Genomic DNA, 12,000 nt, shown 5'->3' with positions numbered 1-12,000 from the left:
GTTAGCCACGCTTTTTGTGGCCGATCCTCGCTGTAACGGTCCAATACAAAATTGATCTTGCAAAGATATTGCCTGTAAAGAGCGATGAGGCTGCCGCTTCGGTGGCCGGGGGGCTTTCGTGCATTTTCTTTTGCTCGTCTTGCTGAAGAGATACGTCTTCAATCCGGCGATTGTCTTGGCAGCCCTCCTTGTCTACGGCGAAGGAACTGACCTTGCCGCAGCTCAGCAAATGTGCGGCCAGGCGCTGTCACAGTGCGACCTGCAGACCGACTCCGCATGCCTCGAGCGCACATATGCGTGCGGCGAATATGATACGGTGATCCAGTCGCTCTTCGTCGAGCGGTTCGAACCGACGCCCGACCAGAAATACTTCGTCGGCGCATCGTTTTACGGCCGCCACATCCGCGAGCGCGCTGCCGGCGTGCAGTGCGAGATGGTGAAGTTCGCGCGCGAATACCTGACCGACTACCTGTCCGGCGTCGAGGCCGAGTTCACCACCAGCGGCTCGTTCGGCACGATGCGACAGATGGATCAAATCTATCATGCCGCGCAGATGCTGACCGACCTCGGCGACATCACCGGCTGCCCGGAATCGGCGCTGACACGCGCCACCGTCGAAGACATCGCCCGTAGCGAGGCCGTACGCTATGCACGCTCGGTGTTCCTGCAGCCGCCGCCGGAAGCTCGTTCGTCGTTCGACACGCTGCAATTGGCGCTGAGAAGCTTCGTCAGTCGGGCGTCCGATCTCGAAACGGGGATCGCACTGCGCCGCGTCGAGATCAAGTCGGCCGAAACGCACCTGAAGGCGATCCGCGTCATCTTCGCTGATATCTTCGGACCGGTGACCGGGGCGGGCGCGACGCTGGTCGCCAACACCGCGATCCTCGACGGCCTGGCCGCGAAGACGACGCAGATGCTGCGCTCGGTCGAAGTATCGGAGGGAGAATTCAAGCGGGCGCTCGGCAACGTCACGCCGGAGCAATACGCCAATCTCAATCACAACACGGTCGCCAGCGCGGAGGATTTTCTCAAGGTCTCCGCCTTCCACATCAACATGATCGGGGTGCTGCTGCCGACCGATCCTGCAAAGCCCTTCTGGCGGCTGGACGCCGAGGTTCATGCCGACAACGCGGCACAGGGCGCATTCAACGATCTCGCCAAGATAAAGGCGGACTGGAAGGCGCACGGCGCGGCCACCGGCATCTGCGCCCAGGCGGGCGCAGCCGACAGGGTGTGGTACTGCCGATGACAACCCTCCGAGCCATCGCGTTGTCCCTGATTGTCAGTTGCGTCCTGGCCGGCGCGGCCAGCGCCGCATCGATCCTGGAGCGCGCTTACACATCCGAGAAACTCGACGGTTTCTGGAACGCCACGCTCTCGAACGCAACGCCGGACGCCACCCGGTTCAGCCTGCTCGCGCCCGGCCCCGCCGCCGTGGAACCGAGCCACGAGGCGACGCAGCCCGATTTCGGCTTGCCCTTCACCGGCGAGGTGGTCGGCGAGGCGTCGGGCTCCTCCGGCGGCAGCCGCAGCGTCGGTTTCCCGATCATCCCGCTTTCGGCCGATGACGCCTCGGTGCTGATGCGAAGGCTTGCGTGGTCAGAGATCTACCTCAGCCGCTACCGCTTCTTCGCCCCAATCTCGACCGATAGCGCCGAAGAGCTCGCCGCGCTCGTCGGCCGACAATACGCCGCTGCCGTCGAGGCCTACCTGATTACCGGGCGGCTTTACTTCTCCGGGGCCGACTTGCCGGAGAAATGCCGGCACCTGACGCGGATGAACGAGATCAATGCCGGACCTTTGTCGGGCGCCAGCCTGGCTTCGCTGCCTGCGGCCTGGCGTCCGCTGTTCCCGATCGTCGAAGCGGTGCGTGCACGGCTTGGTTCGGACGCGCTGGCGAAACTGGTCTGTTCGGTCAAGCCGGTACGCGGGCGGGCCGAGACGACCGGCCTGATCGAGACGCGGGTGCGCGCGCAAATCGTCAAGGCAGTCAGGACGAAGGTCGACGACACGCTCAACCTGATGAAGGCCGCTTCGACCGAATACCAGTCGCTGGTCAACGAGATGGACGTGTCGATCAAGTCGGCCGAGGTGATGGAGCTGGAGCGTGTGCTCGGCAACGCACAGGCCAATATGGTGCTCGTCAAGGAGGATCAGCTCAAGGCAGCCGAGACGATCGCCACGCTGCAGGCTGTCGACCTCTCCAGCCTCAACCAGCCGGAATCGCTGAAGGAGTTCGAAGACGGCAAGGCAAGGATGGCGCAGATCGTCGGGCAGATCGAAGGCGTCATGACGGCTCTGTCCGGCCTCGCGCATGTCGTCGACGATCCGGCGATCACCGCCGAGCTTTCTTCCTGCGCAGGACTGGCCGGAGCGTATTCGAGGCTCGACCTCACGCTCGACACTGGCGCGCTGACCGCGACGATCAATGGCCCTTACGAGGACTGCATCAACCATGCCCGGGCGGTGGTCGGGCGGTTCCAGAATCCATCGCTTTCCAAGGCGCAGATGGCCGAACTTGCCCGGCACGTGCGCCAGATTTCCGAGGTCTTTCTGTCGACGGGGCAACCATGAGACGGTTCTTCCTGCTTTGTGGACTGGTCGCCAGCATCGTTTTCGGCGCTGCGGGAATGGCGCGCGGGCAGGACTGCATGGCGCTCGACGTCGACGCGGCGGCCGGCCATGCCGGCGAGCTGACGACACTGCTCAAGATCGCCAATTTCCGCGCCGACGTGAAATACATGGGTGAGGTCGCCACCGAGCTCGAACAGTTCCTGACGACTTGCGGCGACGAGGCGACCGGACGGCTGGCGATCGTGTGCGATTTCGACTGCCACCTGCAACTTGGACGCTATCGCCTGTTCCTCGCCGCCGACATGCCCTTCCTGTCGTCGGCGAGCGGCGTCAGCCGCAACGATACGCCCGTCTCGCCGCAAGCCGCGCAGGAATTCGGCCGGCAGGGCATCGAGATCGTCGACCGGGGTCTTCGCATTCTGGCCCGACAACAAGGCGGTGACCAGGGCACCGCGGCGGGAGCAGATGCGAGTTACCGCACCTTCGTGCGGCAGCTGACGGCGCTGTCCTCGCTGAAGATCCAGCTGCTGATGAACACCGGCGATGTCTGGTACCAGACCGTCTCGGAGGCGCGCGTCAAGGCGCTCGACTTCCTGGTCAGCGATACGCTGGGTGCCGTCGGAGGCGCTGGCCTCGACAGCCAACCCAACCTCTCCAAAGCCTACACCAATTACGAGGCCGCGATGTGGGTGCTGGTCGAGACGCAGATGGATATTCCAGGCGAGTCTACCTACGACGACCTGCGCGCAGACCTGCTGCTGCAGCAGAGCGATCTGGACGCGCGCATGAACAGCGCGCGCAAGGGCTTCCTGTTCCTCAACATCGACCCGATGCAGTTCACGACGATCCCGTTCGAGGACCTGCAGCAGGCCCTGGCCGAGAGCGAGTTGCGGTTGACTGAGGTCGAGCGCAATGTCGAGGCGCTGGTCGAGCGGTGGTACGCCAACAAGGAAGGCGAAGCGACGCGCGCGCTCGACGAGGAGCGGACGATCCGCAGCCAGGAAGTCAACCTTATCGCGCACAAGATCGGCAAGCTGGAGCACGAGGCGCAGACCTTCGCCACCACTGTCCAGCAAGAGATCAACGCGGTCGACGCCGAGAAGGACACGTTCGGCTATCGCCAGCAGATCAGGTCGCTTGAGATCGAGCTCGGCACCAAGATCGCCGAGTTCGAAAACCAGCGCCGCCAGATCAATGACCGGCAGGAACTCGACCTGATCGTCCTCTCCAAGGAGGCCGAGGTCGAGCGGCGCAACGAACTGCGCTGGCTGCTGAACTGGGAAATGACGCAGATGAATCTCGATCTGCAGATTTCCTCGCTCGAGAGCCAGATCACCGAATATGCCCGCCAGACAGAGCGCAACGCCAACCAGCTTGAACAGGCGGTTCGCCAGCGGCAGATCCTTCAAACCCAGATCGCCAACAACCAGGGCGCGATCGCCCGCGCCAATGACACAATCACCGAACTGCAACTGCGCCAGACCGACCTCTATCAGCGCCGCCGGGCCGTCGACCGCGAGCAGCTTTGCGGCATCGAGAATCAGCTCGCCCTGATCGGAGATACGGCCGACCATCCGTTCACGCCGCTGCTCGCGGGCGAACAGGCATGCCAGACCGTGACGCCGGCCTTCACGCGCAACCAATACGTTGCCCAGATGTGCGGCCCGGACGGACAGTCGGGCCTCAGGGCCCAGCTCTTGAACTCGCAGACACAAGCGAAAGCGTTCCTGATGAAGTGCGTCATCGGCAGCGCCGACTTCGCCGATGTCGAGCCGCTGATCGCCGACCAGCAGATGATCACATCGAACATCCCGCTGCCGCAGGAACTTGCGAACGTCGATTGTGGTTCTTTTTCCCAGACGGAAACGGACTTCGCCAAGAAACTCTACGAAGCCGAGCGGGACCTCTATGCGAAGAGGAAGGCGGACCTTGAGGAAGCGCGCGACCAGGTCGACGGCCAGCTGACCGAAGTGATCGCCTGGTTCGCCGCGTTCAACGGCACGACGCAGGCCGCACAGATCACGCTCACCGCCATCCAGGCCGCCTACGCGATCGCCGCGGCGATACCCGAGGTCAATGTCTGCGCCTGCGGGCTTGCCAGCGGCGCGGCAACCAAGATCGACACCTCCAAGGTCGTCAAGGCGTCGCTCGAAGCGGCGCAGTCGATCCTGTCGACGATCATAGCGACCGGCCGGGTGACGCAAGAGAACATCAACCAGATCAACGGCCTGCAGCAGCGGATTACGCAGTTGCGCCAGGCGAACGAGGAACTCGACCTCGACAAGGCGCTCAAGGCCCGGGCGCTGGTCGACACGCACTTCCAACTTGCCGGCCGGCTGGCGCAAGGGGCCGAGGAGATCAAGGAACTGACGCTGCAGGGCTCGATGGCGGCGGTTGACTGCCAGAGCCAGGATCTCAGCATCGACGAGCAGGTGGCGCGGCTCAAGTCCGACCACGAACGCATCCTCGCCGGGCTCGATCTTCAGGCGCGCGAGAACGACATGCTGAGTTTCCAGATCACCGACCAGCAGCGCACGATCGACCGGCTGACCAACGAGATCGCGATCCTCAATCTCGAACTCGACAAGCTGTCCCTGTCGGAAGCCCAGCTCAACCAGGACAATGCACGTGTCGCCGAACTGGTCGCGGCAACCAACGGCCGCATCGACCGCGTCCGCGCCGCGCAGACGACAGTGACAGGCCTTGCCGAGGAATCAAATGCCTCGACCAACCTGATCAACGAACTGCGCGACCGGCAGAAGGACAAGATGCTGGCGCTGAACGATGCCGAACTCGCCTTCGTCGAGCAGCGCATCACGCAGTCGCGCGGCAACACCGAGGAACTCGTCGCGGGCCTGAACCAGGCCAAGGATCTTGGTCTGAAGAGCCGCGCGCTGCAGGACAGCATCCTGAAGTTCCAGAGCAACGTTCAGGCCGAGGTGACAAAGCAGCAGGAGGACATGACCAAGCTCGTCACCCAGATCGACGATCCGGCGACGCGCAAGAATCTGTTCATCGCGACCCAGGACACCATCGCCGACCTGATGAAGGGCATTCCCGAATATCTGGTGACCAAGCGGCGCGTGCTCGAGACCGCCAACCGGCTGATGCACCTGATGCGGCGCCGCTTTGAAGTGGTGCAGGCCTTCACCGGCGACGCGGCGACAGTGCCCGCGGTCTATGTGCGCAACGCAACCCAGCTCCAGGCGATGATCGACGACATCGTTGCCAAGCGCTTCTTCGACGAGCGGCAGATCAACATCGATGTCGCCCAGATCGTCGTGCCCGCCAATTCAGGTTTCGCCCGCAAGCTGGCGCTCGACGAAAATGTCGAGTTCGAGGTTTCGCCTTTTGCGTCGACCGACGCGCTGATGAAGGCAAACGGCTATTTCGCGCTGTGGGCGCCCAACAAATTCCGCGAGCGCAAGAACCTCACCCTTATCGATGTCTTCGCTGGCACCGACTACCAGTGCACGGGGGCGCAGTGGAACCGCTTCGCCCTGCAACACCGCGGCAGCGGCTTCATCTTCAAGCCGCTGACCAAGGGGTCGAGCGAGGTCCGCGCAGACATTTCGGTCGGGCCGGAGCGCGTCGCGTTGCAGACCTTCTTCAACCAAGCCGACAGTGGCGACGAGATCAGCCGGATCATCCGCTACTGGGTGCAGGATCGCTACCAGGCGCGCAAATTCCCGCGCGCGCCCGGACCGTCGAACGACACCAGCCTGATCCTGCCTTATCTCGGCGCGCCGCTGATCGGCTCGTACCGGCTGTCGCTGCAGCCGAGCGACTGCCCGTTCGACGGCGCCGTGTTCACCCTCTATTTCATCTTCGCGAGCGCGCCATGAGAGCCGTCGTCGCCACAGCAGCGCTCGGTCTGGCGCTCGGCGCGACGGGAGCGGCCGCGCGCGACCTCTTCGTCGACAATCTCGCCGGCTATACGATCGAATCGCGCGTTCTCGACGCTCCCAACTGCGAGGGGCCGGCCATTCCGGACGGCACGCTGAAGACCTTCGAGCAAGGCCTCTGCGTCTTCCACCGCCCGGCCCGCAGTCCGAGCGACAGCGAACGTGCGGCCAACCTGATGCGGGAGGCGCAGACACGCGGACTGCCGCCCGTCCACCAGCAACTCGCAGGGCTGATTTCGGGCTTGGCGACCTGCGCCGAGGCGACGCGTCACCTCGACGCCTACCGGGCTTCCGGCAACCAGAACCGGATGGAGCAGACGCTGTTCTGCCGCGACCGGCGGCACAGCCAGGCCGACCTGAACGCGATCGAATGGAACCATGCGCTGTTCGAATATGCCGACGGGCTCGCTTCGAACCGAACGCTCGACCAGAGGCTGGCCGAGATGAGCGCCTGCCAGGCCGGGCCCCTGAGCGCCGATTTCGACGCCCAGTGCGGCCTGATCTCCAATCTGTCCGACACCGAGATCGATGCCTTCGCCGACGGGGCTGCCGGCAAAGTCATCGAGAGCTACTTCGCCAGCGTCGAGAGCCCGATCACCGCGATGTTTTCGCGCAAGCTGAAACGAGCCGAGGGCCTGGTGCAGAGTTCGCGCGCCGGCATCGATGACATCAAGGCGGGCGCCGACACAGTGAACAAGGAATACGCCGCATTGAACCAGGTCTACGAAGCGGCGCGCGACACCAAGATGGGGCCGATCTACAACGCCTACCGCGAGGCGATCCTGAGGGCGACCTCGATCCTCGACGAGTTCGACCGGTGGAAGGGCGGGCTGTTCATAACCTCGGAAAACATCAACCTGATGCCGAAGATCACCGAACGATCGGGCGAGATCGCGGGCGAGAAGACGCGCGTCGACGGCCTCGCCTTCGAGGCCAAGGCGAGCGCGCTGGTCGGCGACATCAAGCGCATCATCAATGCCGACGCCGAGAACCGCGCCGCGGTCGCCGCCTTCTGCCGCATCTATTTCTGCGAACTGACCAACCGCCGCGCGATGGCCGACGTCATCCGGACCTGCCGTCGGCCGGCGCTTGCCAACAACCCGCTGTGCGTCGGCCAGAACGGGCAGATCACCAATGGAACTCTTACGGTCGATTTCCAAGGGCCGCATTCGATCACGGTCAAGGCGCTGTGCCAGTCAGCCGGCCTCGATCCTTTGATGACCGAGGTCAATATGGACCCCGCCCGCGCCGCAAGCTGCTTGAGCGAATTGAGATGAGACAGGCGGTCGTGTTGCTCACCCTGGTTCTCGCGGGCACGTCAGTGGCCCGCACGGAGCCGCAGCTTGCCGCTTTCGTCACCGACCAGAACAACGACGTCTATGTCGCGCTTTTCGACGGCAAGGCGGTGGAACTTGCCGGCTGCTCCAGCCCGGGGCAGGCGAAAAGGTTGCTGCACCTGGCTGACACCGCGCTAGTCTCGGAGGCGACGCTCGCCAAGCTTCAAACTGAAAACAGTTTTGGGACGCAGCCGCGGCTGCCATGCCCCGGGACGGCATTCAATATCGACTGGCCGGCGACGACCGCGATCTGGGCCGATGTCGAGGCATCCGGCAACTACTATCTGCCTTCCCCCTCAGGCCCCGGCTATTTCGCCGTGCCCACCGCCTGTGCCGAGATCAAGGCGGCACTTGCCATCCGCGAGCGGCTGCAACTGCCCGGCGTGCTCCAGGGTTTTGCCGCGCCTCCCGATGTCGGGACACCGTTCGTACTCGATTGCGGGCGCGGCGATCTCGGCGGTCCATCGGACATAGCGGCGGCGAGCGTGGCCCGCTGGAGCCTGCACCGGTTCGAAACCTTCCTCAGCGCCGAAAGCATCGGAGACACGGTCTATGTCGTGCGCTACACGCCGCCAGGCGAAGGCGCGCAGCCCTCCTACCTGCCGATTGCGCGCCTCGACGGCAAGGCGACGCGCGACGTCATCGCCGATGTGGCCGCAGCGGAAGCGGCGGAGACGAAGCTGCGGGCATTCTTCGGCATCGCCGAGGCCGAGGGGGTAACCCTGCTCGGCGCCGACGCTGTGGCGGCGCTTCGTTCGGCGCCCTTCGTCGACCTGTGTCTGTCGAATTGCGATGGCTATCAGCGCGAGCACGCGGCCTTCGCGCAACCGGGCATCGACCTCGGCCTGTCGCCGCTGTCCGCTGGCCTGTCCATCACCTCACTCGACCCACTCGGCAATACGCGGCTGGACTGGACCTTCGCGGAAGGGCGCACGCTGTCCTTCACGGGCTGCCCGCTTCTGACATCGGCGCTCGGCCTGTCCGCACCCGGCATTGGCGACTGGATGGGCGAGACAGATCGCGCGCTGACCGCCACTCCGCCGCCGGGTACCGGCTTCGACTGTCGGGGGTCGGCCAGCGATACCTGCGTTCGCCGCGTCAATGATGGCGGTACGCTGACGCTGGCGCAATTCTCATCCGAGGGCGATTGCGCCGGACGGACGAATCTCAGGCTCGAACTGCCCGCATCGGTCAAGACGCCGCAGACGCTGATCCTGAAGGGATTGCCGTTCAAGACGGTGCACATGGCGCCGGCCCCCGGCGTCGCCCGCACGCGGCTCGTCGGCACCGCCAACCGGGTGCCTGCCGGCACGTCCTCATGCATCCTGTCTTCGACCGGGGTGATCATCGTCGCGGACGGGTTGCCTCGGCTCGAACTCGAGCGGATCGACCTGGCGCGGGCGGCCGATCAAACGACCGATGAGGTCGTCGCCGTGATCGCTCAAAACGGCGCGGTCGCGCTCGACGATGTGACCATCGGCACCGTGGCGGACGGACTGTCGCCGATGGCGCGCGGCGCGTCGCTGTGCCTGGCCGACCTTTATGCGCGAGGGCTCAGAGTTGAGGCAGACATGCTGGCGATCCAGGGCGTTCGGGCACGGCTGCTGATCTCGGCACAAGCGCCGGTCCGCTCCACCCTTGTCCGCGCGCGTTTCGGCGCGGTGCTCACTTCCGACAGCCTGATGCGGATGGACTTCACCGACATCGCCGCAGCCAACCCGCTGGTGCTGCGCGGGGCGGTCGTGGCGGGTCGCTCGGACGGGCTCGCGCCAACGGCAGCGGGCCTTGCGGTCGGCTCCGCTATCCAGCTCGAGCGCGGTTCGTCGGCGAATTTCACGACCTCGACGGTGTCCGGCTTCCGCTGCGCGGTCAGTTTCGCCGACAGCGCCTCTAGCGCCAGTTTCCTGCTGCCGGGCAACGACATCGCACACGACAATACCAGCCGGGCCTGCGGGCCGGGCCGCTTCAGCCTCGTCGAATAGAGCGGAAGGAGGATTGGCAGATGAACCGTATCGCCCGATCGCTGCTCCACCTGCTGGCGCTGTTCGCGGTGATCCATGCCGGTCCGGCCCGAGCCGAGGAACCGAAGGTCGTCCTGTTGGAAGACCCCACGCTGAACGCCACCCGCTTGCACTATCCGCTGCTCATCGCCGAAGGTCGCGGCTACCGAATACGCTGCAACGACCAGGCAGACGAGGAAGCGGTGATCCGCGGACTGGGCTTCGCCACCGTCCTCTCGCAAGTGCTGACCGTCGTCGACAACGCAGTCATCGCGGCTGACCCAGCCGCCAATCCGCTGTTGTGTCCATCCGGCGAGAACTACCCGATCAAGGTCTTTGCGCATGATGGCGGCAGCGGCATCGTCTACTATCTGCAGTTCCCGACCGATTTCGGTTCGCCATCCCTTTCCGACCAACTCTACATTCCCGGCTGTGCGCCTTTGGTCGAGGGACTGAAGCTCGACCTCAATCAGGCGATCGACGCCGACCCGACCCCATTCTTCGCCGGAAAGGTCCATACCATCGCATGCGTTGCGGGGCCGCCGGTTGTCGGAAGGACGACGACCTTCGCCAGTTGGTGCATCAAGGATGACCTTGATCCGGCCCAGCAGACGACGGTCGAGGAACTGCTCGACCTGACACCCGGCGGCGCCGCGGCCCTTGGCAATCCGGTGGCGTGCGCAAGCGCACAGGATTTTCTCGCGTCGAGCACGACACTCGACCTCGCCGGGAGACGGCTGACAAACCTCGAGCCGCTGGCGACACTTACCCATCTGACGAGCCTGACCTTGTCCGGCAATGAAATTACCGACATGCGCGACCTGGAAAAGCTGACCAAGCTTACGTTCCTCGATCTGTCGCGCAATCGGATCAGCAACATCAGCGTGACGGCGGTGATGAAGGATCTGGCCGAGGCCGACCTCAGCTCCAACCAGATCGCCGATCTACGGCCGCTCGCCTCGGCACGGGCACTGACCCGGCTGGTTCTGGCCAGCAACAAGATCGTCGACGTGTCGCCACTACGGTTTCTACAAGAGCTCACCGCGCTTGACCTGTCGAAGAACCGGATCACGGATGCGCGTCCCTTGATGAGCCTGACCAAACTCGCCGCTCCGAACCTGCGCGCAAACCGCTTGGCCACGGCGCAATCCGTCAGCGCCATCCTGCCATTCAATCCGTCGCTGGACGGCAATCCGGTCTGCATCAGTCGACCCGAGCAATCGACCGTGGCCTCCGGCAAGATTTTTGAAGCCTGCATCACGACAGTGAAGGAAGGCGACGTGGTGCTGGCAAACATGCAGACCGGCAAGTGCCTGGCTGTGGCCGAGGGGCGCCTCGACAACAACGCCCCTGCCGTCCAGTTCAATTGCGACGGCGACCAGTGGCGTCGCTGGAAACTTGTCGAGACGGAGGATGGTTTTCAGCTGCAGAACGTACGGACCGGAAAATGCCTGACGATTGCCGGCGGGGTCAGCACCGATAACAACGTCCCTGCCCTCCAATTCGACTGCGACCGGGACGCATCGCGACATTGGAAGCTGACCGCAACCGGCGACGGCTTCCAGGCTGAAAACGTGCAGACAGGGAAATGCCTGACCATTGCCGGCGGGGAGAGCACCGACGACGACGTCCCTGCCCTCCAGTTCAACTGCGACCGCCATCCGTCGCGATTCTGGAGCATCCGGGCGGCTGACCCCGAAGTCATGCTGGTGAACAGGCAAACCGAAAGGTGCCTGTCGGTCGCGGAAGGACGTACCGACAACAACGCACCGACGGTGCAATTCGACTGCAACGGCAGTCAATGGCAGCGCTGGAGGCTGGTTGAGACAGGCGACGGATTCCAGATGGCGAACGTCCAGACGGGCAAGTGCCTGACGATTGCCGGCGGGATCAGCACCGAAAACAACATCCCAGCCTTGCAGTTCAACTGTGACAGCGACCCTTCGCGCCGCTGGAACCTGGTCGAGACGCGCGACGGTATTCAGGCGGAAAACGTCCAGACGGGCAAGTGCCTGAGCATTGCCGGCGGAGTTAGCAACTTGAACAACATCCCGGCCCTTCAGTTCACCTGCGACCGCGATCCGTCAGGCTACTGGACCATCAAGCCGGCGGACGAGAGGTAGTGCTGCCAGTCGCCCGGGCTGGTCGAGCCGCATCGATCAGCCTGAGCCTCGAAAGGAGAGA

General features: G+C 64.2%; 6 protein-coding genes. All 6 read left to right on the top strand.

Annotated features, from left to right (window positions below):
- Positions 1-175: 175 nt before the first annotated feature.
- From CGZ66_RS00355 to CGZ66_RS00330, 6 genes are read left to right on the top strand one after another with little or no spacing between them, the layout of a single operon-like run.
- Complete coding sequence (locus CGZ66_RS00355) at positions 176-1,249, top strand: hypothetical protein (RefSeq protein WP_245330946.1); 1,074 nt, start codon at positions 176-178, stop codon at positions 1,247-1,249.
- Positions 1,246-2,574, top strand: a complete 1,329-nt coding sequence (locus tag CGZ66_RS00350; RefSeq protein ID WP_143748629.1) for a hypothetical protein — start codon at positions 1,246-1,248, stop codon at positions 2,572-2,574. Before CGZ66_RS00355 ends, CGZ66_RS00350 begins: the two co-directional genes overlap by 4 nt.
- On the top strand, positions 2,571-6,419 hold the full coding sequence (locus CGZ66_RS00345; RefSeq protein ID WP_095080397.1) for a coiled-coil domain-containing protein: 3,849 nt from the start codon (positions 2,571-2,573) through the stop codon (positions 6,417-6,419). The genes CGZ66_RS00350 and CGZ66_RS00345 overlap by 4 nt, the downstream gene beginning before the upstream one ends.
- Positions 6,416-7,756 carry a hypothetical protein gene (locus CGZ66_RS00340; RefSeq protein ID WP_095080392.1) on the top strand — a complete coding sequence of 447 codons (1,341 nt, stop codon included), beginning with the start codon at positions 6,416-6,418 and terminating at the stop codon, positions 7,754-7,756. Before CGZ66_RS00345 ends, CGZ66_RS00340 begins: the two co-directional genes overlap by 4 nt.
- The gene (locus tag CGZ66_RS00335) at positions 7,753-9,798 is read left to right on the top strand and encodes a hypothetical protein (protein ID WP_095080390.1); all 2,046 of its coding nucleotides are present in this window, start codon (positions 7,753-7,755) and stop codon (positions 9,796-9,798) included. Before CGZ66_RS00340 ends, CGZ66_RS00335 begins: the two co-directional genes overlap by 4 nt.
- Positions 9,799-9,818: 20 nt before the next feature.
- Positions 9,819-11,939, top strand: a complete 2,121-nt coding sequence (locus tag CGZ66_RS00330) for an RICIN domain-containing protein (RefSeq protein ID WP_095080388.1) — start codon at positions 9,819-9,821, stop codon at positions 11,937-11,939.
- Positions 11,940-12,000: the final 61 nt, after the last annotated feature.

The sequence above is a fragment of the Mesorhizobium sophorae genome (assembly GCF_002270415.1).
GTDB classification, from domain to species: Bacteria; Pseudomonadota; Alphaproteobacteria; order Rhizobiales; family Rhizobiaceae; genus Mesorhizobium; species Mesorhizobium sophorae.
Note: the sequence above shows the minus strand (reverse complement) of the source record. Positions and strands in the feature narration are given on the sequence as shown.